The organism is Rhodococcus sp. Z6_132, from assembly GCF_058133635.1.
Window position 1 is genome coordinate 269062 of sequence record NZ_JBYUNP010000003.1, and the last position, 26586, is coordinate 295647.

Sequence of the window (26586 nt, forward strand, 5' to 3'; positions counted from 1 at the left end):
GCGATGATTCTTGTAATTGCCGTGAATTTTTGGTCGAGCGAATATCTCAGTAGCCTCTTGGAGTCGCTGCAGGCCCAGGGGGACACGCAGTGGAATCTAGTGGTCGTGGAGAACAGTGAATCCACCTCCGAACTGGAAGTACTTCAGCGTATCTCGTTGGGTGATTCAAGGGTGCAAGTGGTGGATGCCGGGAGGAACTTGGGTTATCTAAATGGTGCCGCGTTCGGCTACCGTCACCATGGCGCGGAATGCGACTGGACGGTGGTTACGAATATGGATATTAGATTCTGCGGGGGAGCTCTTAGCGCCTTAGAAAGCTTCTCGTCGGCCAATGTTGGTGTAGTGGCTCCGGCCGTGTTTAGTCTGCTAACTGGGCGGAACCAGAACCCATATATGACGACCCGCCCGGGGCGCTACGCGACATTGCGGCGTCGCCTGGTGCTGCGTTACCCCGCCGTTTCGAAGTGGGTCGTAGCGGCCTCCAGTTGGCTTAGCGCCCGACAGTTACGGGGGGGAAATAGTAGCGTTGGCCCGCGGGCGGCTGCAGGTGGCGAGTCGGCGATCTATGCTGGCCATGGGTCGTGTTTCGCGATAAGTCGTGCATACTTTAGGGCAGGTTGCACTATTAGTCACCCGGTGTTTTTGTTTGGGGAGGAAATTACCATGGCCGAGAACTGTGTGTCCGCTGGTCTCGGTGTGGAGTACTTACCGTCTATGCGCGTGGTTCACGAGGAACATGTTAGTACCGGCGTATTTCGGGGTCGTGCCATTCTACGAGCGCAAAGTGAGGCTGCTGAGTACGTCTGGCAACGCCTGTACGGGGTCCGCTAGGCGGGGTCGCGCGGTCCTGGTTGTGCGTTGCACTGTACGAACGCGGTGCGGCGGGGGCTCGGGCCGGGGGGGTTGATCTCCAGCTGACAGCGGACGTCCCGCGGTGTGCGTGGCGGACAGCGCCGATGTAGCGTCTCGTGTTGGCTCCACCACGCCGGGTCACGCTTGGCTTGTTTGCCGCCCTGGTTGGGAAATTTCGTGATGTGACATTCGTGCGATGACATACAGGGAGCGTGTGGCCCTGAGGGAGGTTAAGGCGCTGCAGTGGAGATTAAAGAGATTGTGCGCGTGGTTCGGTCTCGTTGGAGAGTCATTGTGTCGGTGTCGGTCGTTTGCGTGCTAGCTGCGCTCGCCTGGTCGCTGATGACAACGCCGAAGTACGCCGCTTCTACCCAGCTATTCGTCTCGACTACGACGGGTCAGGAGACGACCGCGGCTGCCTATCAAGGCGGGTTGTTTTCGCAGCAGCGAGTAGCTTCATATTCTGAGTTGGTTCGTGGAAAAGAAGTAGCCGAGCGGGTGGTCTCGTCACTCGGGCTCAACATCAATGCGCAAGAAGTTAGTTCCAAGGTCGCGGTCAAGGTTGTCGCGGATACGGTCATACTGGGGGTCACGGTAACGGACGCATCCCCGGAGCGTGCTCGAGACATCGCGAATGCTCTGGCCACGGAGTTCACCCGCTTCGTAGCGGAACTGGAAACGCCTCAGGGTGGCACCACGGCTTCGGCAAAAGTTGCTGTTGTGGAACAAGCTGGCTTGCCGACGACACCAGTGGTGCCCAAGACATCGCGGAACTTGACTCTTGGTCTGATATTTGGCCTACTCGCGGGAGCGGGCGCTGCGGCGCTGCGAGACCGTCTGGACAACACGGTGAAAGATCGTCGGGAGATCCTGCAGGCGACCCAGGCATCGGTGGTGGGGACGATCCCATTCGACAGTGACCGCCCCAAGCAGCCATTGGTCTCGTTCACCGAGGGGCATTCGAGCAGCGCGGAGGCCTACCGGCAGGTGCGCACCAGCCTGCAGTTCCTCGACGTGGACAACCCGCCACGGGCGCTGGTCGTCACGAGCGCCGTGCCCAACGAGGGCAAGAGCACCACCGCGTTGAACCTGGCCTTCGTGCTGGGCGAGTCGGGGCACTCGGTGGTGCTCATTGAGGCAGACCTGCGGCGTCCGCGGCTGGCCCGCTACCTGCAGATGGTGGAGAACGTGGGCATGACCAACGTGCTGTCGGGCACCGCGGATCTCGACGACGTGCTGCAGCCCACCGCGAACCCCGCGGTGACGCTGCTGGCGGCCGGCCCGCACCCGCCGAACCCGAGCGAGCTGCTGGGATCGACCCGGCTCCAGGAGCTGCTGCGAACGTTGCGAGCGCGCTTCGACTACATCATCTTTGATGCTCCGCCGCTCCTTCCGGTCACTGACGGCGCAGTGCTGGCTGCGCACACCGATGGAGCAATCCTCGTGGCCCGGCATGGTCACACGGAGCGGGACAAGCTCGCCCGAGCGGCGGAGAACCTGCGGGCAGTGGACGGGCGGGTGTTGGGCACCATCTTGAACATGGTGCCGACCAAGTCGAGCGGCTACGACTACGCCTACTACTACGAGACGGAGCCGAGGTCCGCTCCTCCGGCAACAGCCACCAAGCTTGACAGCGACGACGGAACGTCGACTCAGGACACCCGGCCCGAGCCGGCGGCTGGGGTGGGACGGGACCGGTGACGGAGCCGGATGAGCGCTCGGCGGACGCAGAGGCGAGCGCTCCAGCCCCGGTTCCCGGCGTCCGGCGGGTACGACGACGGCGGAAGATTGCGTGGCACCGGCGGCACCGGACGGCCCTGATCGCTGGGGGCCTCGCCTTCACCGCACTGGTTGGTGTCGGCGTGTGGACCGGGGTGGCTGCCCTCTCCGCCAAGTCGGCGCTGAAGGACGCGCAGGAGCACGTCCAGGCAGCACGGTCGCTCTTGGCCAAGGGCGACGGCGCCGGGGTCGAGCGGGAAGTGGGCTTGGCCGCCGCCAGCACGGCAGACGCCCGCAAGACCACGTCGGGCATTGTCTGGCGGGCTGCTGCAGCCGTCCCCTACTTTGGGCAACCCTTCGACGCCACAGCTGCCATCGCTGAGTCAGTCGACGACTTGGTGGTGGATGTGCTGGAGCCGGTAGCCGCGCAGGCCGGTGTGCTCTCGCTCGACCGGTTGCGCCTCTCCGGGTCGCAGATCGACCTGGCTGCGCTGACGCAGGCGCGGGAGCCCCTCGTGCGGGCGGTGAACGCGTCGTCTCGGCTGCAGGGGCGAATCGCATCGATCCCTGCCGGCGGATGGCTGGGCGCTGTGGACAACGCCCGGGCGGACCTGAAAAGTCAGGCCACCGAGCTGGACGGCTTGCTCGCCAACGCGTCGCAAGCGGCCACCCTGCTGCCACCGATGCTCGGTGCAGACGGCCCGCGCAACTACTTCCTGGCCTTCCAGACCAACGCGGAGGCTCGCGGAACCGGGGGCCTGGTGGGTGGTTTTGGGATTCTCACCGCGGACCAGGGCCGGATCACCCTGGACACGCTGAGCAGCAACACCGAACTGAAGAGCAACGGCGGCGAGGCTGTTGACCTCGGGCCCGAGTACGCCCAGCAGTATGACGTCTATCGATCCACCAGCGGCTGGTCGAACAGCAACGCCAGCGCGCACTTCCCCTACGCCGCCCAGATCTGGCTGTCCCTCTGGAAGCAGCAGACGGGCCAGGAGCTGGACGGAGCCATCGCCACCGACCCCGTGGCCCTGAGCTACCTGCTCAAGGCGGCCGGACCGGTGAAGTCCCTGACCGGCGAGACGGTGGACGCCGACAACGTGGTGCGGCTGACCCAGTCAGAGGCATACCTCCGCTACCCCGACGACCAGCGCGCGCGCAAGACCTACCTGCAGTCGATCTCCTCCGCAGTGGTGAGCAAGATGCTCGGTGGCGGTGGCGGGTCCACCACAGCGCTGGTCAGTGCCCTGGGGAAGGCGGCCGGCGAGGGTCGATTGGCAGTGTGGAGCAAGAACTCGGGCGAGGCAGAGGTGCTGGCGGCCACTCCGCTGGGCCACACGGTGCCCGAGACGGACCAGCCCTACGCGCAGGTGGTGGTGAACAACGCCGCCGGCAACAAGCTGGAGTACTACCTGGGCCGCCAGGTCAGCTACACAGCCGGCCCCTGCGTCGGCCCTGTCCGCGCATCGACGGTGACGGTGGACCTCACCAACAACGTCCCCGCCGGTGGGCCCGACGCACCCTCCTACGTCTACGGCCGCATCGACCGCGGCGCGGTGGGACCGCCGGGCACCTCCCGGCTGCTCGTCGCGCTGAATGCCACCAACGGAGCGGAACTACTCTCAGTAACGGTGGACGGAGTACCTGCCACTGCCCGTGTAGCTACGGAGCGTAGTCATCCGGTGTACACAGTGGACGTGCAAATCCCCCCCGGTGCCACAAAGAAGCTGCAGTACAACCTGACCGAGCCCACCGCCCCTGGCCGGGCGATTGTCCCGGTACAGCCACTGGTGGAGCCGATGGGTACAGAGATCAACGTTCCGCAATGTTCCAACTAGGATTGTTGATTACCCTTGGTGCTGTTAGGGTTTCACTGAGCATGCCGCTAGGTCTGCTAAATACGATCTCAAAGGGAGTAGTGCGATGAAGGCACTCCGAGTTACTCGCGTCCTGGCGGCCGCCACTCTGGTCATGGGCGGCTCGCTGCTGGCCGCCGCACCCGCCTCCGCCCAGGTGTACAACCCCGACGCCCCGCCGGTCGCGTCCATCAGCCAGACCATCGTCGTCGCGGGACAGAACGTCACCGTGATCGGCGTCAACTTCAACATCGGTGAGCTCGTCATCGGCACGGTGTACTCCACGCCGCGGGAGATCGGCCGTGCAGAGGCCAACGGCGCGGGTTCGGTGTCGTTCACCTTCTCGACGGCAGGCCTCGAGGCCGGTCCGCACCACGTGGACCTCGTCGGCGATGAGGGCAACGTCGCCCGGGTTGAGTTCACCGTCGTGGCCCCCGGCCAGGGCAGCGGTATCCCCGGCGGCAACGGCACCGGTTCGGGCAACGGCTCCGGCAACGGCGCGGGTGGCACCGGCGGCGGCTCCGGTACCGGTACCGGCACGGGCAGCAACGGCTCGGGCTCGGGCGTGAACGGCTCCGGTTCCGGTAGCACCGGCACCGGTAGCACCGGCTCCGCCTCGTCCTACAACGCCTCCAGCATTGACACCGGCGTTCCCGGCGAGGGCACTGGCCCCGACGGCACGGTTCTCGCTGGCGGTATCGCCCTGGTGGCCGTCGCCGGTGCCGGCGCGGGCGTCATGGTGCTGCGTCGCCGCAACGCTGCCTGATCAGGCACTAGCTCTCACCCCGGGCGCCTCGGCGCCTGGTCGCTAAGCCCCGCCTCTGCACCAGAGGCGGGGCTTAGCCCATTTTCCGGCGACCACTAGCGGAGGCGCGGCATGAGCGGACAAACCACCAAAGGACGAGTGGCACAAGGCGGACTGGTCGTCGTGATCCTGGTGGCACTGGTGGCCGGCGTGGTGCTGATCGTGCAGGGATCGCGATCAGAGGAGCCCGCCGCGGCGCCGTTGCCCAGCGTGCAGTTCAACGTTCCCGCAGCTGAGCTGCCGCCGCTGGAGGCAGCCCCCGCAGCCGACCCGCTCCGCGACAAGCCTGCCGGGTGCGAGCTGGCAGTGGCCCCCTCCACGGTGGTGATCGGCTCGCTCTGCCTCAGCGGACGGCTGGTTCCGGCCAGCACCACCGAGACCGGCGCACTCAACGTTCCCCGCGACGTACAGGTGGTGGGAATGTGGGACCACGGCGCCCCGCTCGCAGGCCCGGCCGGTGAACTCGTGGCCGAGGGCACCACGCTGCTGGCCGGGCACGTCAACGACTACAGCCAGGGCAACGGCGTGCTGTACGACCTGTACAAGGTGCAGCCCGGCGCCGTGGTGCACGCAGCCGACGCCGCAGGCCACACCACCCGCTGGCGGGTGACCGGCCAAGAAGTGGTGGTAAAGGCCGCACTGCCCAAGTCGGTGTTCGCCGGCCCCGTGGGTGAGCGCAAATTGGTGCTGGTGACCTGTGGGGGCCCCATTGTGCACGTGCCCGGCTACGGCAACACCTATCGCGACAACGTGGTGGTGACCGCGGTACCCGCCTGACCGGCCGTGGGCGAAGGCGCGAGCACCACCAGCTCCACCATGGACTGCCGACTGGCCGGTACGCCACGATTCTGCAACGTCAGGTACATGATGGCGCCCACCACGAGGGCGACCGCGAGGAAGGCCCAAAAGGCAAGGTTCTGCATACGTCGCCGCTCGACGACGTTTCGGTGATGGCGTGGCATGACGGGAATTCTCCGCATCTCACGACATTAAGCAAGGTCACGATAGGTGATCGATAGTGTAAACCAAAGAATGGCGCCCACTGCTCGTTGATATTACGAACACGGAGCAGCGATAAGTCGCTACTCCGCAATGGCGCGAAGGTTCGGGGCGACGGGGAGGGGCCCCGGGGTGCGTCACGGAGCGTGAGATCCGTTGGGCTGGAAGGAAGTTGCTCGTGGGTCAGCAACGGTCTCGGGCATGATGACCCCATGAAGCTGAACGACGGCGTCGAGAAGTACGGGTTCCCGGTGTTCATCGCGGCGGCCATCGTGGCGGGCGCCGTGATGTGGACCGCGCTGGAGAACCGGACGCCCCCAGTGGAGCCGCAGAGCGCCGGAGCCGCCCCGATGGCCACTGCGCCGCCGGTGATGACGTCGGCGCCGCTGCCGCAGGCCTCGGTGCCGGCCCGCCCCACTGCCTCGTCCACCGCTCCGACCTCCGCGATGCCCCAGACGGTGCGGATGGTGGTGATCGGCGGCTCCTCAGCCAACGGCAACAGCCCGGACTTCATCGGCAAGAGCCTGGGCAACACCTCGTGGGTCTCCCACGCAGCCAAGGACCGCATCACCTTCGTCGGCGGCTGGGCCGACAGTGGGGCCACCACGGAGCGCATGGCCGCCGCGGCCAAGTCCATGCCCGCTGACGTGGTGGTGGTCGGGGTCGATCTCACTGACGCGGAGCGGGACGTGCCCACCTCGTCCACCACGGCCAACGTCGAGAGGATCGTGCGCGCGGTCAACGCCCCCCGGGTGATCCTCACCGGTGCGCTGCCCAGTGCGGCCGAGCCCACCCTGGCCACGCAGACCAACGCCGCGCTGCAGAAGCTGGCCAGCCAGCGGGGTTGGACCTTTGTGGACGTCGGAGCGTCAGTGCGCTCGGGTGACGGCTACGCCAGGGGCATGTCGGCGGACGGGGAGAACCCCAACGCGGCGGCGGCCGCGGCGATCGGCCAGACCGTGCGCAAGGCGATCCTCGGCCAGTGAGGACAAGCCTCAGCTGAGCTCGGCTCGCAGCGCGTCGAGCACCGGCAGCAGCGTGGCGGTGATCTGCCGGCCGATCTCCTGGAACGTGGCGAGGTCCTGCCCCATCGGGTCGGTGATGTCCAGTGCGTCCGGCGCCGGTGGACGCGCGGCCCGGGCCTGGGCCAGCCGGGGCAGCAGGGTCGTCTCGCTCGACGGCACCGCCAACAGCGTGGAGAGCTCCCGCAGGGTGAACGCCCGGCGCATGGCGCGCGGCGACTCCTCCAGCACCCGGTTGCGGTGCCGGGTGCTCAACCCCACCACCAGGTCGGCGTCGTTGACCATGGCGGGCTTGAGCTGGCGGGCGCGGAATCCGGTGGGGTCACCGCCCAGCTCGGTGAGCACCTGGGCCGCTGACGGCTCCATGCCGTAGCCCACCACCGCCCGGGTGCCGGCACTGCTCGCGGTCAGCCCGGTGAGTCTGTGGTGGGCGGCGTAGGCCTGGGTCAGCCGCTCGGCCGTGGGGCTGCGGCAGATGTTGCCGGTGCAGACGAAGAGCAGGTGCATGGAGTCATCATGCAGCACGGGCTGCTGCAGCTTGGCTCCGCAGTGGAGGGTGCAGACGGTGCCGGCGGGCTGCTGGCCGCGGCTACTGACCGGTGCGACGGACGTGCCCGGCGGCCACCAGCGCGGCCTCCACCTCGGCGTGCGCCAGCTCGCCGGCCTGGGCGCTGGTCTGCACCACCCGGCACAGCTCGGCCAGCCCGGGATAGCCGAACTGCCCGCTCGCCCCGGCCAGCACGTGCGCCACCTTGGCCAGCGCCACCAGGTCACCGGCCTCGCTCGCCGCGGCCAGCGCGGCGGTGCGCTCCGGCAGCAGCTGCAGGTACCCCGCCCGCATCTGGTTGAGCAGCTCGGCGTCGTAAAGATCTTCCAGCGGGTCGCGCACCGGCCCGTTGGTGAGCAGCTGGTGCGCCGCCGTCACCAGCACCGTGGCGTTGAGCGGCTTGGGCAGGCACAGCGCCGCCCCCGCCGCCTCCGAGCGGCGCCGCGCCGTGGGGGAGGGGTCCGCCGTCATGGTGATGAAGGTGGCCGCACACCCGTTGCTGCGCAGCGCCCACAGCATGGTCGGCCCGTCCTGCTCGGCCATCGCCACGTCGGAGAGCACCAGGTCGATCTCGGTGTCGGCGTGCACCGCGTGCGCCTGCGCCGGGCCGCTGGCGGTGAGCACCGTGTACCCGGCCTCGTGCAGCACCCCGGCCGCGTGCGCCAGGTCGCCGGCGTCGTCGTCCACCACCAGGGCGATGAGCGTGCCCGGCGACGGAAGCTGAGTGCTCATGTGGCCCCCATTGCGTCCTGCCTGGATTGTTCCGCGCCCACCCGCAGCGGCAGCCGGAAGCTGAAGGTGGTGCCCTCGCCCTCCACGCTGCGCACCGCCAGCGTGCCCTGGTGCGCGGTGACGATGGCGCGGGTGATGGCCAGCCCCAGGCCCACCCCGGCGATGGCGTTGGTGGTGGCGGTGGTGGCGCGGAAGAAGCGGGTGAACAGCTGCTCCAGCTCGCCGGCCGGGATGCCGTAGCCGGTGTCGCGCACGCTCACCAGCGCCGCCGGCCCGTCCTCGCCGTCGGGCTCCACCACCAGGCACAGGCACACCGACCCGCCCCGCGGGGTGAACTTCACCGCGTTGGACAGCAGGTTGTCGCAGGCCTGCCCCAGGCGCACCGCGTCCCCGGCCACCAGCACCGGGTGCTCCGGCAGCTCGGTCTCCACCAGCACCCCGGCGGACGCAGCCACCGGCACCGCGGTGTCGGCCGAGGCGGCCAGCACCGCCACCAGGTCCACCTCGCGCTGGGCCACCACGAACTTGCCCGCCTCCACCTGCGCGGTGAACAACAGGTCGCCCACCAGGTGCAGCAGCCGGTTGGCGTTGCGCTCCACAGTGGTCAGGTACTGCTGCTGCTGCTCGGTCAGCGGGTCGTCGGGGTCGTCCAGCACCAGCTCCAGGTAGCCCAGGATGGACGACAGCGGGGTGCGCAGCTCGTGCGAGATGAGGCTGATGAACTCGTCCTTGAGCCGGGCCACCTCCCGGGTCTTGGTCATGTCGGTGGCCACGAACAGGTAGCCCACCAGCTCGTCGTGGGCGTCGTGGCGCGGGGTGATGGCCAGCTCCACGCTGAGCAGCCGTCCGTCGGTGGTGCGGTAGGTGCAGTCGCGCACGTCGGCGGCACCGTCGGCGGCCAGCGCCACCAGCGCGGCAAAGCCGCTGCGCCCCGCGGCGTCGACGACGTCCAGCTCGGCGTCCACCAGGAAGTCGGTGACGCGGCGCTCGCGCACCACCTGGGTGCGCGCCGCCCCCAGCATCTTCTCCGCGCCCGGGTTGAAGATGGTGACCAGGCCACTGCGATCGGTGGCGATGATGGACTGCTCGGTGACGGCGTCCAGCACCCCGGCGAAGGCGTCGCGGGCCCCGGCCAGGTGCAGCGACGACTCGGTGAGCTGGGCCATCCGGTAGCGCACCCGGCTGGTCACCTGGAACATCGCCATCGCCGCCAGCAGCGCCACCGTGGGCGTGAACAGCCAGCGCAGCGTCATGTCCAGCGCGAACGGGGTGGGGTCGGGCAGCACCAGGTACGGCATGAACACCGTGAGGTCGGTGGCGGCGACGACCCACAGCAGCGTCTGCGGGCGCCGGGCCTGCGCCCCCAGCGCCAGCGCGGGCAGCACCAGCATGATCCCGTAGGGCGAGCTGGCCTCCCCGGTGGCCGCACCCAGCAGTCCCGAGGCGGTGATGCTCGCCAGGTCCACGCTGATCCGCCAGCCCGGGGCCCAGCGCCGCCACGGCAGCGCCAGCGCGGCCAGGGTGATCACCAGCACCGCCACCACCGACGCGGTGAGCACCACGCCGTGCACCTCGATGCGGGTGAGCGGGATGCCCGACACCGACACCAGGAAGATCGCGCAGAAGATCACCTGGCGCTGGGCGAAGGTGGGGGTGGCCCGCCAGCGACGCACCAGCGCGTCGCGGCTGCTCAGCACACCGGGTCCGCGAGCAGCTCGCCCAGCTTGGCCCGCAGCTCCCGCAGCGCGAACGGCTTGGGCAGGTAGGTGTCGGCGCCGGCGGCCAGCCCCGCCTGCACGGCGGAGACCTCCGCGTTGGCCGACAGGATGAGCACCCGCAGCGCGTCGCCGTGCTCGGCCCGCAGCGCGGCGCAGACCTGCAGCCCGGTCACCTGCGGCATGGACACGTCCAGGATGGCCAGGTGCGGCAGCTGCACCGACGCGGCGTCCAGGGCGGCCTGGCCGTCACCCACCGAGGCCAGCACGGTGAACCCGGCCCGCTGCACCGCCAGCTCGATGAGCCGGCGGATGTCCGGGTCGTCGTCGGCGATCAGCACGGTGCGGACGGCTCCGCTCACGTGGGGCTCCAGTGCGGCAGCAGCCGGCCCAGGGCCGTGCGCAGCTGGCCGATGCTGAACGGCTTGGGCAGCGCGGTGTGCGCCGGCGGGTAGGACTCCAGGTCGAGCACCGAGGTGACCACGATGGGGCAGCGCGGGTCGCGCTCGTGCAGCGCCGAGGACAGCGTCCAGCCGCTCATCCCGGGCAGGCACAGGTCCACCACCGCCAGGTCCAGGTCCACCCCCTCGATGAGGTCCAGCCCTGCCTCCGCGGAGGGGGCGGAAATGACCTCGCAGCCCGATCGCCGCAGGTAGACGGTGACCAGCTCGCGCTGGTCGTCCTCGTCCTCCACCAGCAGCACGGTGGGCGGGCGCCGCCGGGCGGGTCGGTCCAGCACGTCCTGGGTGTCCATGGGGCAGCAGCCTTCCGGTGATCAGCAGTGACCCACCCCACATCGGCTGAGGTGCCCCGTTCGTGAGGTCGACGCCGCAAGGGGGGTGGCGGGCGTCACTATTGGCTGCACTACTGTCAGGCCAGATCCCGACCCCTGAGGAGCGAGCGACGTGCCTGACCCGCGCCACATCCCCGTCATCGTCGGAGTGGGCCAGCTTCGGCACAACCGTGAGCGCACGGTGGCCGACGCCCGCGAGCCCCTGGAGCTGATGCTCGACGCGGTGGCCCTGGCCGCCGCCGACGCCGGCGTCCCGCAGCTGCCCGCCCACGCCGACAGCATCGACGTGGTCAACGTGGTGAGCTGGAGCTACGACGACCTGCCCGGCCTGGTGGCCCAGCGCGTGGGTGCCGACCCGCAGCACCGCCAGTACACCCCGGTGGGTGGGCAGTGGCCGGCCCGGCTGCTCGACGCCGCCGCCGCCCGCATCGCCGCGGGGGAGAGCACCATCGCCCTGCTGGTGGGCGGGGAGGCGCAGTCCTCCACCGGCGCCCTGGCCAAGGCCGGCGTCGACCCGGTGCAGGACTGCGCGTGGAGCGCCGCACCCGGCGGGCCCGCGGCGTTCGACCCCGAGCTGCTGGGCGGCCCGGAGAACCAGGCGGCCGGGCTGATCCTGCCCACCCGCGTGTACCCGCTGTTCGACAACGCGCTGTCGCACCAGCTGGGCCAGAGCCCGGACGAGGCGACGGCGTGGTCGGCGGAGATCTACGCCGCCTTCTCCGCCGAGGCCGCGGCCAACCCCGCGGCGTGGAACCCGGTGCAGCGCAGCGCCGAGGACATCGCCACCGTCACCCCCGGCAACCGGATGATCTCCGAGCCCTACCCGCTGTCGATGAACGCCAACCCGCAGGTGGACCAGGGCGCGGCGGTCATCATGACCTCCCTGGCCGCCGCCCGCGAGCACGGCGTGGCCGAGGACAAGCTGGTGTACGTGTGGGGCGGGGCCGGTGCCGACCAGGCAGAGGAGCACCTGCGCCGGGACGGCTTCACCGACTCCCCGGCCATGGCCGCCGCCTTCGAGCGCACCCTGTCCCAGGCCGGGGTGCACGCCGACGACCTGGACCTCGTGGACATCTACAGCTGCTTCCCGGTGGTGCCCAAGCTGGCGTCGATCGCCCTGGACCTGCCCCGCGACGCCAGCCTCAGCGTCACCGGCGGGCACTCCGCCTTCGGCGGGCCGATGAACACCTACACCCTCTTCGCCGCGGTGAGCATCACCCAGCGGCTGCGGACGGAGCCGGGCCTGGCGCTGCTGCACGGCAACGGCGGCTTTGTCACCTACCAGCACGCGGTGCTGCTCAGCGACGCCCCGCACGCCCAGGGCTACGTGGGCAACCCCGAGCCGGTGCGCATCGAGTCGGCCAACGCCCCCGCGATCATCGCCCCCGTCTCCGGCACGGTGACCGTGGAGACGGCCACCGTGGAGCACGGCCGCGACGGCAAGCCCGCCACCGGCTTCCTGGTGGCCCGCACCGCCGACGGCGCCCGCTTCGCCGCGCAGACCGCCCCCGGCGACACCGCCAGCGCCGAGGCGCTGTCGATGGGCGAGCCCGGGGAGCGCCGCGAGGTGGTGGGCCGCACCGTCACCGTGGAGGTCGACGGCGCCCACGTGCGCATCAGCAGCTGAACCCACCATCACCGACAGGAACGAGGCGAGCGTGACCGACGAGGCACCCGAGGCAGTAGTCCTCACCGAGCGGCGGGGCCACACCCTGCTCATCACCATCAACCGCCCCAAGGCGTCCAACAGCATCAACGCCGACGTGCACAACGGCATCGGCGAGGCGCTGGAGCAGGCGGAGAACGACCCGGAGATCCGCGCGGTGGTGCTCACCGGCGCCGGCGACCGGGTGTTCTGCGGCGGCGCCGACCTCAAGGCGCTGGGCACCAAGGGCGGCGACGGCGTGCTGCCCCCGGAGACCAAGCACTGGGGTTTCGCCGGCATGGTGGACCACCCGGTGAGCGTGCCGGTGATCGCCGCGGTCAACGGCTCCGCGATGGGCGGCGGCACCGAGCTCGCCCTGGCCAGCGACCTCATCGTCGCCGCCGACAACGCCAAGTTCGGCCTGCCGGAGGTCCACCGTGGACTGATGGCCGCCGCCGGCGGGGTGTTCCGGCTGACCCAGGCGCTGCCCAAGCACGTGGCCCTGGAGCTCATCCTCACCGGCGAGCCGATGCCCGCCACCGACGCCCACCGCTGGGGCTTCGTCAACCGGGTGGTGCCGCAGGACCAGGTGCTCGACACCGCGCTGGCCCTGGCCGAGCAGGTCAGCGCCGGCGCCCCGCTGGCGGTGCAGGCCAGCAAGCGTGTGGCCCGCGGCATCGTCGACGGCAGCACCCCCGCCGAGCGCGACGCCTGGAAGCTCAACGACGAGGAGATGGCCAAGGTCTCCACCTCCGCCGACGTCATGGAGGGCATCGGCGCCTTCATGGAGAAGCGCACGCCCAGCTGGCAGGGCAAGTAGCAACACAGCTGCGTCCGCGGGGCCGGTGACCAGGCAGGTCACCGGCCACCGCGCGTTGTGGAGACAATGAGCTGTGCTGCTCGTCGTCCTCGACCTCATCGGGATCACCGCCTTCGCGGCCTCCGGGGCGCTGGCGGGAGTGCGGGCGCGCCTGGACGTCTTCGGGATCGTGGTGCTCGGGGCCACCACCGCGCTGGGCGGGGGAGTGCTGCGCGACGTGCTGCTGGGCATCAACCCGCCCACCTCGCTGGTGGACTGGCGCTACCTGGTGACGCCGGTGGTGGTGTCGCTGCTGGTCTTCCGCTTCCACCCCCGGGTCTCCCGGCTGCGGCGGTCGGTGCTGATCCTGGACGCCCTGGGCATGGGGCTGTTCAGCACCTACGGCGCGGCCACCGCGCTGAGCCACGACGCCGGCGTGGTGGCGGCCTGCGTCATCGGGATGACCACGGCCATCGGCGGCGGCGCCCTGCGCGACGTGCTGCTCAACGAGGTGCCCATCGTGCTGCGCCGGGAGATCTACGCCGTGGCTGCGCTGGCCGGGGCCACCGTGCTGGTGGCCGCCGACGCCGCCGGGGTGCCGCAGGGCCTGGCCGCGCTGCTCGGCTCCGTGCTGGCCACCGGGCTGCGGCTGCTGGCCATGTGGCGGCACTGGAACGCGCCGGTCCCGCGGTAGGGCGCCTCTCTCAGACGGGTCTCAGGGGCAGCGGCCACACTGGGACGCATGCACATCTTGGTGGTGGACGACGACAGGGCCGTCCGCGAGTCGCTGCGCCGCTCGCTGACCTTCAACGGCTACACCGTCGACCTGGCCGGCGACGGCGTGGCCGCGCTGGAGGCGCTGGAGGCCACCAAGCCCGACGCGCTGGTGCTGGACGTGATGATGCCGCGGATGGACGGGCTGGAGGTGTGCCGGCGGCTGCGCAGCTCCGGCGTCGACCTGCCCATCCTGGTGCTCACCGCCCGCGACACCGTCTCCGAGCGGGTGGCCGGCCTGGACGCCGGCGCCGACGACTACCTGCCCAAGCCCTTCGCCCTGGAGGAGCTGCTGGCCCGGCTGCGCGCCCTGCTGCGCCGCGCCACCCCCAGCGCCGACCCCGCCTCGGAGGTGCTCAGCTTCGCCGACCTCACCATGGACCCGGTGACCATGGAGGTGCGCCGCGGCGACCGGCTGATCAGCCTCACCCGCACCGAGTACTCGCTGCTGGAGCTGCTGCTGACCAACGCCCGCCGGGTGCTCACCCGCGGCCGCATCCTGGAGGAGGTGTGGGGCTACGACTTCCCCACCTCCGGCAACGCGCTGGAGGTCTACATCGGCTACCTGCGCCGCAAGACCGAGGCCGAGGGCGAGCCCCGCCTGATCCACACCGTGCGCGGGGTGGGCTACGTGCTGCGCGAGGGACCGCCGTGACGGGCAGCCGCCGGTGACGGCCCACCCGGAGCAGACCCAGCCGTCCGGCCCGCACCCGCCGGAGGCGCCGACCAGCAGCACCGGGCCGCACAAGATGCGCGCGCCCATGCCGCTGACCCGGTCGATGTCCCTGCGCGCCCGGGTGACCATGCTCGCCGCGGTGGTGGTGGCCGTGGCCGTGGCGCTGATGGCCACCTCCGCCTACTTCGTGGTGTCCAACGCCCTCTACGACGACGTGGACAACCAGCTGCGCAACCGGGCCACCACCGTGCTCAACAGCAACCTGCTGGAGTCCATCTCGCAGGAGAACCTGCAGATCGCCACGCTGTTCTCCTCCGGGGTGCGGGTGTCCGTGATCCTGCCCAGCGGCGCGGTGGCCTACTCCGGCCGCGGCGCCCCGGTGGGCAAGCCGGAGCTGGACGTGGCCATGGGGGTCTCGGTGGAGTCGCTGCGCACCACCGAGGACTACCGGGTGCTGGCCCAGCGGGCCCCCAACGGCACCACCCTGGTGCTGGCCCAGTCGCTGGCCCCCACCCGCCTGGTGCTGCACAACCTGGCGGTGGTGCTGTTCACCGTGGGCGGCGCGGGCATCCTGGTCGCCGTCGTGGCCGGCGCCGCCGTGGGCCGGGCCGGGCTGCGTCCGGTGGCCCGGCTCAACGAGGCCGCCCAGCGGGTGGCCCGCACCGACGAGCTCACCCCCATCCCGGTGACCGGCGACGACGAGCTGGCCAGCCTCACCCGCAGCTTCAACGCCATGCTGCTGTCGCTGGAGGAGTCCCGGGACCGCCAGCGCCGCCTGGTGGCCGACGCCGGCCACGAGCTGCGCACCCCGCTCACCTCGCTGCGCACCAACATGGAGCTGCTGATGGCCTCCAGCGCCCCCGGCGCGCCGCAGCTGGGGGAGACCGACCGGGCCGAGCTGCACGCCGACGTGGTGGCCCAGCTGGAGGAGCTGTCCACCCTGGTGGGCGACCTGGTGGAGCTGGCCCGCGAGGACGCCCCGCAGGTGGTGCAGCTGCCGCTGAACCTGGCCGAGGTGGTGGAGGAGGCCCTGGAGCGGGCGCGCCGGCGGCGCAGCGAGATCACCTTCACCGCCTGGCTGCAGCCCTGGTACCTGGTGGGCGACCCCACCGCGCTGGAGCGGGCGGTGCTCAACGTGCTGGACAACGCGGCCAAGTGGAGCCCGGCCGGGGAGCGGGTGGAGGTGGTGATGACCCAGGTGGACCCCAACCACGTCGAGGTGGTCGTCAGCGACGCCGGCACCGGCATCGCACCGGAGGACCGGGCCCTGGTCTTCGAGCGCTTCTACCGCTCCACCGGCTCGCGGTCGATGCCCGGCTCGGGGCTGGGCCTGGCCATCGTCAAGCAGGTGGCGCTGCGCCACCAGGGCGCGGTGTGGGCCGAGGAGTCCGACCGCGGCGGGGCCCGGGTGCGGCTGCGGCTGCCCGGCTCCCCGCGGCCGCTGACCGACGCCTGAGGCCCGCTCCCGGTCACTGGAACTCGCTGCCCGAAACCCCGGCCCACCAGCCACTATGGTTCAGATCACACATTTCTGTGGAGAGGTGCAGCATGCAGTGGAGTGAAGAGTGCGACGTCCTGGTGGTCGGGTCCGGCGGCGGTGGCGTCACCGGTGCCTACACCGCAGCCCGTGAGGGGCTGGACACCATCATGGTGGAGGCGACGGACAAGTTCGGTGGCACCACCGCCTACTCCGGCGCGGGCATGTGGCTGCCCTGCAACAAGGTCCTCGAGGAGGCCGGGGTGCAGGACAGCATGGACGACGTCCGCACCTACTTCCGCGCCGTGGTCGGCGACCGCACCCCGGTGGAGCTGCAGGACGCGTTCCTGGACAACGGCGCCCCGCTGGTGGACTACCTGGCCAGCGACGACGAGCACTTCGCGTTCGCGGTGCTGCCGTGGGCCGACTACTTCGGCTCCGCCCCCAAGGCGCACGCCCAGGGCCGCCAGATCATCCCCAAGCCGATGAAGGCGGAGAAGATCGGCGCGGTGCGCGACGACCTGCGCCCGACGCTGGCCGTCGAGCGCGCCGGTGCGCCGCTGGACCCCACCCTCACCGGTGGGCAGTCGCTGATCGGCCGCTTCCTGTGGGCGATGGACGGCATGGACAACGCCACCACCTACACCTCCACCACGGTGGACGAGCTGGTGGTGGAGGACGGCGCCGTGGTCGGCGCCATCGTGGAGCACAACGGCGAGCGCCGGGCCATCCGCGCCCGCGGCGGCGTGATCGTGGCCTCCGGCGGCTTCGAGGGCAACGACGAGATGCGCGCCAAGTACGGCGTGCCCGGCACCGCCCGCGACACCATGGGCCCGGACGGCAACCAGGGCAAGGCGATCGCGGCGGGCATCGCCATCGGCGCCGACGTGGACCTGATGAGCGAGGCGTGGTGGTCGCCCGGCGTGACCCACCCGGACGGTCGCTCCGCGTTCTCGCTGTGGTTCACCGGCGGCATCTTCGTCAACGACAACGGCGAGCGCTTCGTCAACGAGTCGCTGCCCTACGACCGCCTGGGCCGCGAGGTGATCGACGCGATGACCGCCGGCACCGTGACCCTGCCGTACTGGATGGTCTACGACGACCGCGAGGGCGAGAAGCCACCGGTGGTGGCGTCCATGCAGCCCATGGGCGACCCCAAGGACTACGTGGCGGCGGGGCTGTGGAAGACCGCCGACACCCTGGAGGAGCTGGCCGAGCAGATCGGTGTGCCGGCGGAGAACCTGGTGGCCACCGTCACCCGGTTCAACGGCTTCGTCTCGGCCGTGTCGGACGAGGACTTCCACCGCGGTGACGAGCCCTACGACCGGGCCTTCTCCGGCGGCGCCTCGCCGCTGGTGCCCATCGAGCAGGGCCCGTTCCACGCCGCGGCCTTCGGCCTGTCCGACCTGGGCACCAAGGGCGGCATGCGCACCGACACCGCCGCCCGCGTGCTGGACAAGGAGGGCGCGGTGATCCCCGGCCTGTACGCGGCGGGCAACTCCATGGCCGCGGTCACCGGCACGGTGTACCCCGGCGGTGGCAACCCCATCGGCGCCAGCATGGTGTTCGCCCACCTCGCCGCGCTGGACGTCAAGCAGAACCGGCAGGGCTGACGCCATGGACCCTGCCGCTGCTCCGGTGTCCCCGCTGGGCTGGGAGCACCACTACGCCCGGATCAACGGCCTCGACGTGCACTACGTCGAGCAGGGGCAGGGTCCACTGGTCGTGCTGCTGCACGGCTTTCCGCACACCTCGTTCAGCTGGCGCCACCAGATCGGGGTGATCGCCGACGCCGGCTACCGGGTGGTGGCGCCGGACCTGCGGGGGATGGGCCAGACCAGCGCTCCCACGGACGGCTCCGGCTACGGCGTGGACGCCGTCGTGGGTGACCTCGTCGGGCTGCTGGACCACCTGGGCGAGGAGCAGGCGGTGTTCTCCGGCCTGGACTTCGGCGGCATGGCCGCCTACGACCTGGCCTACCACCACCCCGAGCGGATGCGCGCGGTGATCGGGCTGCAGAACCCGTTCATCTCGGTGGGGTCGGTGGCCCCGTCGGTGATCGAGCGCAAGCGCGGCGCCAAGCGGTTCAACCACATGTCCTACTACCTGGACCAGCCCGAGGCGGCCGCGCAGGACTACGCCGCGCACCCGCGGGAGATCCTGGCCAAGATCTTCCACGCGCTCTCCGGCACGGCCGACTTCACCCAGGTGTGGCAGCACCCGCCGGGCACCTCCTATCGGGAGGCGCTCCCGCAGCCCCCGCCGCTGCCGTGGTCGTGGATGTCGGAGTGGGAGCTGGAGACCTACGTGGCCGACTACGCCCGCAGCGGCTTCGCCGGCGGCATCGGCTGGTACCTGGCCCTCGACGACGTGTGGGAGCACCGCAAGTCCTACACCGGCCCGAGCACGGTGCCGTTCTACTTCATCGGCTCGGAGAACGACATCGACCTGGCCGTGTGGCACGGACGCGACCCGGTGAACAAGCTGTCCGACCACCACGCCGACGTCCGGGGCAAGCGGATGATCGACGGGGCCGGGCACATGCTGAACATGGAGTGCCCGGACGAGGTGAGCGAGGCCTACGTGGCCTTCCTGGACGAGGCGCACGGCCGCTGACGGCCCCGCGCTGACCGGTCTCGCTGCTGGTCAGCGGGTTCCGCCACCCCGGTGGCCGGGCTCAGGCGTCTTGTTCACCACACTCCCGGCCAACCCCCGGGTGCATCTCAGCGGCTTCTCAGCCAGGCGCGGCACAGTGGTGACATGACCGATGGCAACGAGCGCTTCCCGCACGAGCAGCCCACCCCTGCTGGCTCCTCCGGCGACGGTGGGCCCGAGGAGACCGGCGGCCGCCAGTCCGGCGCCCAGCCGCAGCCCGGCGCGGTGCCGGACTCCTGGTGGTCGCGGCAGGGCCAGGGCGGCTCCGGTGACGCCGGCTCGGGACAGGCCGCCTCCGGCTCGAGTGACGTCGCCTCCGGCTCGAGTCACGGCGCCTCCGGTTACGACCCCTACGGCCGGGGCCCGGCCCAGCCCGGCTCGGGCGGCTTCTACGGCCGACCCCAGGGCGACTCGCCCACCCACCAGTACCCGGTGTACCCGCCCGGCTACCCCTATGCCGGCGCGCAGCAGCAGCACCCGGGCTCGGCCCCCACCGAGGCACCCCGCAAGCGCACCGGCAAGCTGGTGGCCGGCGCACTGGCCCTGGCCCTGCTGGCCGGCGGGGTGGGCGGCGCGGTCGGTGCCAACCTGGACAGCGGCTCGAGCAACACCACCGTCACCGCCCTGGGCGGCAGCGAGACGGTCAAGGCCCAGCCCGCGGCCGCCGCCCCCGGCTCGGTGCAGGAGGTCGCCGCCAAGGTGGTCCCCAGCGTGGTGCAGATCGAGGTCGCCAGCGGCACCCAGGGCGGCGAGGGCTCGGGCGTGGTGCTCTCCGCCGACGGGCTGATCCTCACCAACAACCACGTGATCGCCGCGGCCGCGGGCGGATCCGGTCAGCTGCGAGTGGTGCTCAAGGACGGCACCATCGAGGCCGCCTCCATCGTGGGCCGCGACCCGTCCTCGGACATCGCCGTCATCAAGATGGCCAACCAGACCAACCTCACCCCCATCAGCCTGGGCAGCTCGTCCAACCTCGCGGTGGGCCAGGACGTGGTGGCGGTCGGCTCCCCGCTGGGGCTGGCCAGCACGGTGACCTCCGGCATCGTCAGCGCGCTGAACCGCCCGGTGCGGGCCAGCGGCGAGGCCAGCGGGCAGAGCTCGGTGCTCGACGCCGTGCAGACCGACGCCGCCATCAACCCCGGCAACTCCGGCGGTGCGCTGGTGAACATGAACGGCGAGCTGGTCGGCGTCAACTCCGCCATCGCCTCCCTGGGCGGCAGCTCCTCCAGCAGCCAGTCCGGCTCCATCGGCCTGGGCTTCGCCATTCCGGTGGACCAGGCCATGCGCATCGCGCAGGAGCTGATCGGCAGCGGCACCGCCACCCAGGCGGTGCTGGGCGTCAGCGTCACCGACGCCTCGGCCGGCACCAGCTCCCGCTCGTCGGCCAGCACGTCGCTGCAGGGCGCGGCCGTGGCCGCCGTCTCGCCCGGCGGCGCTGCGGAGAAGGCCGGCATCGCCGCCGGCTCGGTGGTGACCAAGGTCGACGACCGCGTGATCCCCGACGGCGACACCCTGGTGGCCGCCATCCGCTCGCACCGCCCGGGCGACACGGTGACCTTGACGATCAAGAGCCCCAGCGGCGACACCAGCACCACCCAGGTGACCCTGCAGGGCAACACCGTGAAGGCGGGGAACTGACCATGCGCACCGGCACCACGGTCACGCTCGACCTCGTCCCGGCGCTTGTCGAGGAGGGCACTACGGTGAGCCTCATGGACATGGAGGACTCCCGCCTGGGACGCGCACTGGTGGTCATCGTCAACGATCGGACCGCCAGCCGGGACGAGCCGGACCCCAACGGCCCGTTGGTCTCCGAGCTGCTGAGCGAGGCCGGCTTCCACGTGGACGCCACCGTGGCGGTGGCCGCCGACCCGGTGGAGATCCGCAACGCGCTGAACACCGCGGTGATCGGCGGGGTGGACCTGGTGGTCACCGTCGGTGGCACCGGCGTCTCCCCGCGCGACGTCACCCCGGACGCGACCTCCGGCGTGCTGGACCGCTCCATCCCCGGCATCGCCGAGGCGCTGCGCGCGTCCGGCCTGGCCGCCGGCTCGGTGGACGCTTGCCTGTCCCGCGGGCTCGTCGGCGTCTCCGGCAGCACCCTGGTGGTCAACCTCGCTGGCTCCCGCTCCGCCGTGCGCGACGGGATGGCCACGCTCACCCCGCTGGTCGGGCACGTCATCTCCGAGCTCTCCGGTCTCGACGCCTGAGCGTGGCTGACGCTCGCCCCGACCGCTCCGCCCCCGCCGACGAGGCGGCGGCGGAGCGGCGCCGGGCCCGGGAACGGCGGCAGCGCATCTTCGGTGACGTGCTGCCGGAGACCACTCGCGACGAGCGCGGCCCGGCCGCGGAGAGCTCGGCCGGTGGCAACGACGAGGAGCTGCGCCGCAACGTGCCGCCGCACCACGGCTGAGCGGCTGCTCCGCTCGCTCTAGGGGGTGCCGGCGGCGGCCCGGGTCTGTGGCTCGGCCTCGGTGGCGTGCTGCTGTGCGGCGAGCAGGTCCCGGATCTCGGTGAGCAGCGCGACGTCGGTCGGCTTGTCCGGCCCCGCCTCCACGCCCTTCTGGCGGCGCTCCTGCAGCCGGTGCATGGGCACCACCAGCAGGAAGTAGACGACGGCGGCGACGATGAGGAAGTTGATGCCCGCGGTGATCACCGCCCCGACGTCCACCACCGTCTTGGGGTTGCCCGCCACCAGCTGAAAGCCCAGCCCGTTGGCGTTGGCGCCGCCCACCGCCGCGATGAACGGGTTGATCAGGTGCGTGGTGAAGGAGGTGACGATGGCGGAGAAGGCAGCGCCGATCACCACAGCCACCGACAGGTCGATGACGTTGCCCTTCATGATGAAGTCCTTGAACCCCTTGAGCACTGCTCTCCCTCACTGTGGCAACAGGTCCCGCGGCCGGTGGACGTGCCTCGCGGTCAGTGGAATGTAATGGTGAGCGACTCGGAAAGGGAAGCCGCCGCGACCGCCCCCGCCTGCTCGGCCGGCAGGGCCAGCACCACCAGCCGGCCCTCGGAGCGGCGCTTGGGATCGGCCGGCGGCACGCTGAGCACCGTGGCGTCGGTGGCCACCACCGTCACCGCGCCCCGGGTGCCGCCGAGGCCCAGGACGTCCACGGTGTCGCCGGGGTGCAGCAGGTCGGCCACGTCGGCGTCGGGCAGCCGGAGGGGCACCGCGGTGGTGGCGGCGTCGCCGGTGGCGGCGACCGCCAGGGCCGGTCCCAGCAGCCGCACGTCGGTGAGCTGCTCCCCGCTGCGCACCGCGGCCGCCAGGGCGCGCCCAGTGGCGTCGCTGGCCAGCGCCAGGGCACCGGTGGGCAGCTGCTGGGCCGGGCGGTGCACCACCTGCAGGTCCGCGTCGCCCAGCACGTGACCCGGTGGCAGGTCCCGGGTGGCCACCAGCACCGCGGTGCCGGCGGTGCCCGGGTCGCCCCGCAGCGCCAGCACCCCGGCCAGCAGCACCAGCAGGGCGGCCACCACGCGCCGGACGGCGGCGGTGCGCGCCCAGCCGGGTCTGCTCAGCTCGGCCAGCCGCTCCCGCCACAGCGGCGCCAGGTTGCTCGCGCGCAGCCGCCGCCGCGGCGCCCGGGCCTCGGCCCGTGTCACCGGGGCGGGCCCGCGGGTCGCCGGGGCGGGCCTGCGGGCCGCGGGGCGGCGGCGACCGCTGGTGTGGTTGGCCATGGCTGCCTCGTCCCTGCGCCCACGCAGGCGCTCACCGGCACGCTAGGTGCGGGGTGGCCGAGGCCGGGGCCGGTGCCACCGCGCTGTGCAGGGCGGCGGCCGGCTGTGGACAGGCCGCGAGAAAGGCCCGTCAGTCGAGGCAGAACTCGTTGCCCTCGGGGTCGGCCAGCACCAGGTGGCCGGCGTTCATCGGGGGAGCAGGCTCGTGGCGCTGCAGCCGGCGGGCCCCGAGCGCGGTGAGCCGCTCGGCCTCGGCCTCCAGGGCCGCCATCCGCTCCTCGCCCTCCAGCCCGGGGGCAGCGCGCACGTCCAGGTGCACCCGGTTCTTGGCCTGCTTGGGCTCGGGCACCCGCTGGAAGAACAGCCGCGGACCGGCACCGTCGGGGTCGACCACCGCGGAGGCGTCGTTGCGGTGCTCGGCGGGCACGCCCCACGCCTCCAGCGCCTGCCCCCACGAGGTGAAGTCGCCCGGCGGGTCCTGCAGCCGGTAGCCGAGCGCCTCGGCCCAGAACGCGGCCAACCCGGCCGGGTCAGCGCAGTCGTAGGTGATCTGCATGTCGCGAGCCATGTCGTCTCGCCTCCCGCCGGGAGCTGGGTGAGGGGTCAGCTGGCGCTGGGTGTGGTGCTGGCCGGCTTGCTGGTGGCCGAGTCGCTCTTGCTGGTGGTGGTGCTCGACGGGGTCGAGGCGGTGCTGCTGTCGGTGGACGCCGAGGAGGAGGTGGCCTTCTCCCCGCTGGGGACGGCACCCGCGCGGCTGTCGGTGCGGTAGAAGCCGCTGCCCTTGAACACGATACCCACGGAGTTGAAGAGCTTGCGGAGCTTGCCGGTGCACTGCGGGCACTCGGTGAGGTTGGCATCGGTGAACGACTGCACAGCGTCGAAGCGGTGGCCGCACTCGGTGCAGGCGTAGGAGTAGGTGGGCACGTAGGTCCTCCGCGAAAGGTCTGCTGTGGCGGTGCGGGGTACGCCGCTGGCACTCCCACAGCCGGAGTGCCAACACGCATGTTACAACGCGTTGCCCAGGCGAATCAGTCCCGCAGGTGTGAGGGCCGTGCTGACGGGGATGTCGTGCTGCTCGCGCGGCAGCCGCGCCACCACCTCCGCCGCCCGCACCACGGCCACCAGCCGGGCGCTCGGGCTGGCCAGGGGCAGCGAGCGGTCGTAGCAGCCGGCTCCCCGCCCCAGCCGGGTGCCGGCCCGGTCCACGGCCAGCGCCGGCAGCAGCACCACCTCGGCCTGAGCGATCGCGTGCGGGCCCAACGCGGGCGCGGCCGGCTCCCGCAGGCGGTGGGCGGCCGGCACCAGCCGGTCGGCGCCCTCGTACTCCGCCCAGTCCAGCGGGTCCCCGGCCGCGCCGGTCAGCGGAAGCAGCACCCGGGTGCCCTGGGCCCGCACGGCGTCGAGCATCGCCAGGGAGCCGGGCTCGGTGCCCACCGGCACGTAGGCGGCGAGCACGGCACAGCCGTCGGCGACCGTCAGCACGTGCCGGCTGAGCAGGCCTGCCTCGGTGTCGCGGACCCGCCCGTCGAGCGCGCGCCGCGCGGCCAGCACCCTTGTGCGCCAAGCGGACTTGTCGAGATCTGGTGCCGTCGAAGCGGCTGTCACGTCGTCGTTCCCACTCATCCGACCATCATTGCCGGGGGTTGGCCGCGCACGCCGATAAGGTGAGCGCCATGAGCAGCGCTGCTAAGCCACCCCAGTTCAGGACGGCCATCGTCCCGGCGGCTGGGCTCGGCACCCGATTCCTTCCCGCCACCAAGGCTGTACCCAAAGAGCTGCTGCCGGTGGTGGACACGCCGGGGATCGAGCTGGTGGCCTCCGAGGCGGCCGAGGCCGGGGCCACGCGCCTGCTGATCGTGAGCTCGCCGGGCAAGGAGAGCGTGGTCGACTACTTCCACCCCGACCCCGAGCTGGAGGAGACGCTGCGCGAGCGCGGCAAGACCGCCCAGCTGGAGAAGGTGCTGCGCGCGCCGTCGCTGCTGGAGGTGTCGTCGGTCCTGCAGGAGGAGGCCCTGGGGCTGGGCCACGCGGTCGGCTGCGCCGAGGACGAGCTCACCGACGACGACCAGGCCGTGGCCGTGCTGCTGCCCGACGACCTGGTGCTGCCCAACGGCGTGCTCACCGTGATGGCCGACGTCCGCGCCCGTCACGGCGGCACCGTGCTCTGCGCCTTCGACGTGCCCGAGGACCAGGTGTCCGCCTACGGCGTGTTCACCGTGGAGGACAGCGGGGACGGACCGGACGTGCAGCGCGTGGTCGGCATGGTGGAGAAGCCTGCCCCCGAGGACGCTCCGTCCACCCTGGCCGCGGCCGGGCGCTACCTGCTCGACCGCGCGGTGTTCGACGCGCTGCGCCGCATCACCCCCGGCTCCGGCGGCGAGCTGCAGCTCACCGACGCCATCGCGCTGCTCATCGAGGAGGGTCACCCCGTGCACGTGGTGGTGCACCGCGGCGGCCGCCACGACCTGGGCAACCCGGGTGGCTACCTGCGCGCGGCCGTGGACTACGGGCTGCAGGACGACACCTACGGCCCCGGGCTGCGGGAGTACCTGCAGGAGCGGCTCGCGCAGGGCAGCCCGTCGTGAAGTCTGTCGACGAGCAGCGCGCTCGCGTGCTGGAGTCCGCGGTGCGCCCGCGGCCGGTGCGAGTGGCGATCTCGGAGGCCCAGGGGCTGCTGTGCGCCGAGGAAGTGGTGGCGGAGAACCCGCTGCCCGGCTTCGACCAGGCCGCCATCGACGGTTACGCGGTGCGCAGCATCGACGTGCAGCTGCCCAAGGACCCCAAGGAGGTCGGGGCCACCCCGGTCACCCTCCCGGTGGTCGGCGAGGTCAACGCCGGCTCGCGCCAGCCCACCCGGCTGCAGCCCCGCCAGGCCGTGCGGGTGGACACCGGCGCCCCGCTGCCCACCCTGGCCGACGCGGTGCTGCCGCTGAGCTGGACCGACGGCAACGCCGCCCGGCTCACCGTGAAGAAGCCCGTGCGCTCCGGCGACTTCGTGCGCCACATCGGTGACGACGTCCAGCCCGGCGACGTGGCGGTGCGCTCGGGCACGGTGATCGGCGCCGCGCAGGTGGGTCTGCTGGCCGCCGTGGGCAAGAACAAGGTGCTGGTGCACCCGCGCCCGCGGCTGGCCGTGATCTCGGTGGGCGGTGAGCTGGTGGACATCGACCGCTCGCCCGGCTCCGGGCAGGTCTACGACGTGAACTCCTACGCGCTGGCCGCGGCGGCCCGCGACGCCGGCGCCACCGTCACCCGGGTGGGCATCGCCACCGGCGACCCCCGCAAGCTGCGCGACGTGGTGGAGGGCCAGCTCATCCGCTCCGAGATCGTGGTGATCTCCGGCGCCGTGGGCGGCAACGCCTCCGAGCAGGTCCGCGAGGTGCTCGCCGACCTGGGCGAGGTGACGGTGGACCGGGTGGCCATGCACCCCGGCTCCGTGCAGGGCTTCGGCCGCCTGGGCGACGAGAAGGTCCCCACCTTCCTGCTGCCCGCCAACCCCGTCAGCGCCCTGGTGGTGTTCGAGGTGATGGTGCGGCCACTGGTCCGCGTGGCGCTGGGCAAGCGCAACCCGATGCGCCGGATCGTCATGGCCCGCACCGTGGCCCCGGTGACCTCCATCGCCGGGCGCCGCGGGTACCTCCGCGGGCAGCTGATGCGCGACGAGGCCACCGGGGACTACCTGGTGCAGGCCCTCGGCGGCGCCCCGGGGTCGTCCTCGCACCTGCTGGCCACCCTCGCCGAGGCCAACTGCCTGGTGCTGGTGGATCCCGACGTCACCGAGGTGCGCACCGGCGACGAGGTCAAGGTCGCGTTCCTGGCCCAGCGGGCCTAGGCAC

The 26586-nt window shown here is 71.6% G+C and carries 28 protein-coding genes; 18 read left to right on the forward strand and 10 right to left on the reverse strand.

What is annotated here, in order from left to right; translation table 11 throughout:
• Positions 1-3 precede the first annotated feature (3 nt).
• From AC3YO9_RS14395 to AC3YO9_RS14420, 6 genes are all read left to right on the forward strand, one after another.
• On the forward strand, positions 4-831 hold the full coding sequence (locus tag AC3YO9_RS14395) for a glycosyltransferase (RefSeq protein ID WP_489983656.1): 828 nt from the start codon (positions 4-6) through the stop codon (positions 829-831).
• A 264-nt stretch (positions 832-1095) separates the two neighbouring features.
• Positions 1096-2553 (forward strand): tyrosine-protein kinase domain-containing protein, encoded by a 1458-nt coding sequence (locus AC3YO9_RS14400; protein ID WP_489983657.1) that lies wholly within the window; start codon positions 1096-1098, stop codon positions 2551-2553.
• Positions 2554-2726: 173 nt separating this feature from the next.
• Positions 2727-4409, forward strand: a complete 1683-nt coding sequence (locus AC3YO9_RS14405) for a DUF4012 domain-containing protein (RefSeq protein WP_489983658.1) — start codon at positions 2727-2729, stop codon at positions 4407-4409.
• Positions 4410-4494: 85 nt separating this feature from the next.
• Positions 4495-5193, forward strand: coding sequence for a hypothetical protein (locus tag AC3YO9_RS14410; RefSeq protein WP_489983659.1), 699 nt, complete (start codon positions 4495-4497; stop codon positions 5191-5193).
• A 138-nt stretch (positions 5194-5331) separates the two neighbouring features.
• Positions 5332-6009, forward strand: coding sequence for a class F sortase (locus AC3YO9_RS14415; protein ID WP_489983660.1), 678 nt, complete (start codon positions 5332-5334; stop codon positions 6007-6009).
• A 434-nt stretch (positions 6010-6443) separates the two neighbouring features.
• Positions 6444-7217, forward strand: a complete 774-nt coding sequence (locus tag AC3YO9_RS14420) for an SGNH/GDSL hydrolase family protein (RefSeq protein ID WP_489983661.1) — start codon at positions 6444-6446, stop codon at positions 7215-7217.
• A 9-nt stretch (positions 7218-7226) separates the two neighbouring features.
• Here AC3YO9_RS14420 and AC3YO9_RS14425 read toward each other — a convergent pair whose 3' ends face one another.
• The 5 genes from AC3YO9_RS14425 to AC3YO9_RS14445 form a co-directional block, all read right to left on the reverse strand.
• Positions 7227-7760 (reverse strand): arsenate reductase/protein-tyrosine-phosphatase family protein, encoded by a 534-nt coding sequence (locus AC3YO9_RS14425; protein WP_489983662.1) that lies wholly within the window; start codon positions 7758-7760, stop codon positions 7227-7229.
• An 82-nt stretch (positions 7761-7842) separates the two neighbouring features.
• Positions 7843-8532 carry an Hpt domain-containing response regulator gene (locus tag AC3YO9_RS14430; protein WP_489983663.1) on the reverse strand — a complete coding sequence of 230 codons (690 nt, stop codon included), beginning with the start codon at positions 8530-8532 and terminating at the stop codon, positions 7843-7845.
• Positions 8529-10229 (reverse strand): sensor histidine kinase, encoded by a 1701-nt coding sequence (locus AC3YO9_RS14435; RefSeq protein WP_489983664.1) that lies wholly within the window; start codon positions 10227-10229, stop codon positions 8529-8531. Before AC3YO9_RS14435 ends, AC3YO9_RS14430 begins: the two co-directional genes overlap by 4 nt.
• Positions 10223-10609 (reverse strand): response regulator transcription factor, encoded by a 387-nt coding sequence (locus tag AC3YO9_RS14440; RefSeq protein ID WP_489983665.1) that lies wholly within the window; start codon positions 10607-10609, stop codon positions 10223-10225. Before AC3YO9_RS14440 ends, AC3YO9_RS14435 begins: the two co-directional genes overlap by 7 nt.
• The gene (locus tag AC3YO9_RS14445; RefSeq protein WP_489983666.1) at positions 10606-11001 is read right to left on the reverse strand and encodes a response regulator; all 396 of its coding nucleotides are present in this window, start codon (positions 10999-11001) and stop codon (positions 10606-10608) included. The genes AC3YO9_RS14440 and AC3YO9_RS14445 overlap by 4 nt, the downstream gene beginning before the upstream one ends.
• A 151-nt stretch (positions 11002-11152) precedes the next feature.
• Here AC3YO9_RS14445 and AC3YO9_RS14450 point away from each other — a divergent pair, with 151 nt between their 5' ends.
• The 10 genes from AC3YO9_RS14450 to AC3YO9_RS14495 all read left to right on the forward strand — a co-directional run bounded on the left by AC3YO9_RS14450 (position 11153) and on the right by AC3YO9_RS14495 (position 21479).
• The gene (locus AC3YO9_RS14450) at positions 11153-12667 is read left to right on the forward strand and encodes an acetyl-CoA acetyltransferase (protein WP_489983667.1); all 1515 of its coding nucleotides are present in this window, start codon (positions 11153-11155) and stop codon (positions 12665-12667) included.
• 31 nt (positions 12668-12698) lie between these two features.
• Positions 12699-13505 (forward strand): crotonase/enoyl-CoA hydratase family protein, encoded by an 807-nt coding sequence (locus AC3YO9_RS14455; protein WP_489983668.1) that lies wholly within the window; start codon positions 12699-12701, stop codon positions 13503-13505.
• A gap of 73 nt (positions 13506-13578) precedes the next feature.
• Positions 13579-14178, forward strand: a complete 600-nt coding sequence (locus tag AC3YO9_RS14460; RefSeq protein WP_127782118.1) for a trimeric intracellular cation channel family protein — start codon at positions 13579-13581, stop codon at positions 14176-14178.
• 48 nt (positions 14179-14226) lie between these two features.
• Positions 14227-14913 carry a response regulator transcription factor gene (locus AC3YO9_RS14465; RefSeq protein WP_489983669.1) on the forward strand — a complete coding sequence of 229 codons (687 nt, stop codon included), beginning with the start codon at positions 14227-14229 and terminating at the stop codon, positions 14911-14913.
• A 94-nt stretch (positions 14914-15007) separates the two neighbouring features.
• Positions 15008-16390 carry a HAMP domain-containing sensor histidine kinase gene (locus tag AC3YO9_RS14470; protein ID WP_489984066.1) on the forward strand — a complete coding sequence of 461 codons (1383 nt, stop codon included), beginning with the start codon at positions 15008-15010 and terminating at the stop codon, positions 16388-16390.
• 92 nt (positions 16391-16482) lie between these two features.
• The gene (locus AC3YO9_RS14475) at positions 16483-18024 is read left to right on the forward strand and encodes an FAD-binding protein (RefSeq protein ID WP_127782120.1); all 1542 of its coding nucleotides are present in this window, start codon (positions 16483-16485) and stop codon (positions 18022-18024) included.
• 4 nt (positions 18025-18028) lie between these two features.
• Positions 18029-19027, forward strand: coding sequence for an alpha/beta fold hydrolase (locus tag AC3YO9_RS14480; RefSeq protein ID WP_489983670.1), 999 nt, complete (start codon positions 18029-18031; stop codon positions 19025-19027).
• A gap of 144 nt (positions 19028-19171) precedes the next feature.
• Positions 19172-20704, forward strand: coding sequence for a S1C family serine protease (locus tag AC3YO9_RS14485; RefSeq protein WP_489983671.1), 1533 nt, complete (start codon positions 19172-19174; stop codon positions 20702-20704).
• Between the two features lie 74 nt (positions 20705-20778).
• Positions 20779-21276, forward strand: a complete 498-nt coding sequence (locus AC3YO9_RS14490; protein WP_489984067.1) for a MogA/MoaB family molybdenum cofactor biosynthesis protein — start codon at positions 20779-20781, stop codon at positions 21274-21276.
• Positions 21277-21278: 2 nt separating this feature from the next.
• A complete protein-coding gene (locus AC3YO9_RS14495; protein ID WP_489983672.1) occupies positions 21279-21479 on the forward strand; it encodes a hypothetical protein in 201 nt (66 codons plus the stop codon).
• A gap of 18 nt (positions 21480-21497) precedes the next feature.
• On the opposite strand, the gene mscL is transcribed toward AC3YO9_RS14495, so the two are convergent.
• The 5 genes from mscL to AC3YO9_RS14520 all read right to left on the reverse strand — a co-directional run bounded on the left by mscL (position 21498) and on the right by AC3YO9_RS14520 (position 24373).
• Positions 21498-21935, reverse strand: coding sequence for a large conductance mechanosensitive channel protein MscL (gene mscL, locus AC3YO9_RS14500; protein WP_489983673.1), 438 nt, complete (start codon positions 21933-21935; stop codon positions 21498-21500).
• A gap of 53 nt (positions 21936-21988) precedes the next feature.
• Positions 21989-22750 (reverse strand): SAF domain-containing protein, encoded by a 762-nt coding sequence (locus AC3YO9_RS14505; RefSeq protein WP_489983674.1) that lies wholly within the window; start codon positions 22748-22750, stop codon positions 21989-21991.
• 130 nt (positions 22751-22880) lie between these two features.
• A complete protein-coding gene (locus AC3YO9_RS14510) occupies positions 22881-23318 on the reverse strand; it encodes a VOC family protein (RefSeq protein WP_489983675.1) in 438 nt (145 codons plus the stop codon).
• 35 nt (positions 23319-23353) lie between these two features.
• On the reverse strand, positions 23354-23674 hold the full coding sequence (locus AC3YO9_RS14515) for an FmdB family zinc ribbon protein (protein ID WP_489983676.1): 321 nt from the start codon (positions 23672-23674) through the stop codon (positions 23354-23356).
• A gap of 81 nt (positions 23675-23755) precedes the next feature.
• A complete protein-coding gene (locus AC3YO9_RS14520; RefSeq protein WP_489983677.1) occupies positions 23756-24373 on the reverse strand; it encodes a 5-formyltetrahydrofolate cyclo-ligase in 618 nt (205 codons plus the stop codon).
• A 50-nt stretch (positions 24374-24423) separates the two neighbouring features.
• Here AC3YO9_RS14520 and AC3YO9_RS14525 point away from each other — a divergent pair, with 50 nt between their 5' ends.
• Entirely contained in the window at positions 24424-25335 is a 912-nt protein-coding gene (locus AC3YO9_RS14525; RefSeq protein ID WP_489983678.1) for a UTP--glucose-1-phosphate uridylyltransferase, read from the forward strand.
• Positions 25332-26582 carry a molybdotransferase-like divisome protein Glp gene (gene glp / locus AC3YO9_RS14530; protein WP_127782130.1) on the forward strand — a complete coding sequence of 417 codons (1251 nt, stop codon included), beginning with the start codon at positions 25332-25334 and terminating at the stop codon, positions 26580-26582. The genes AC3YO9_RS14525 and glp overlap by 4 nt, the downstream gene beginning before the upstream one ends.
• Positions 26583-26586: the final 4 nt, after the last annotated feature.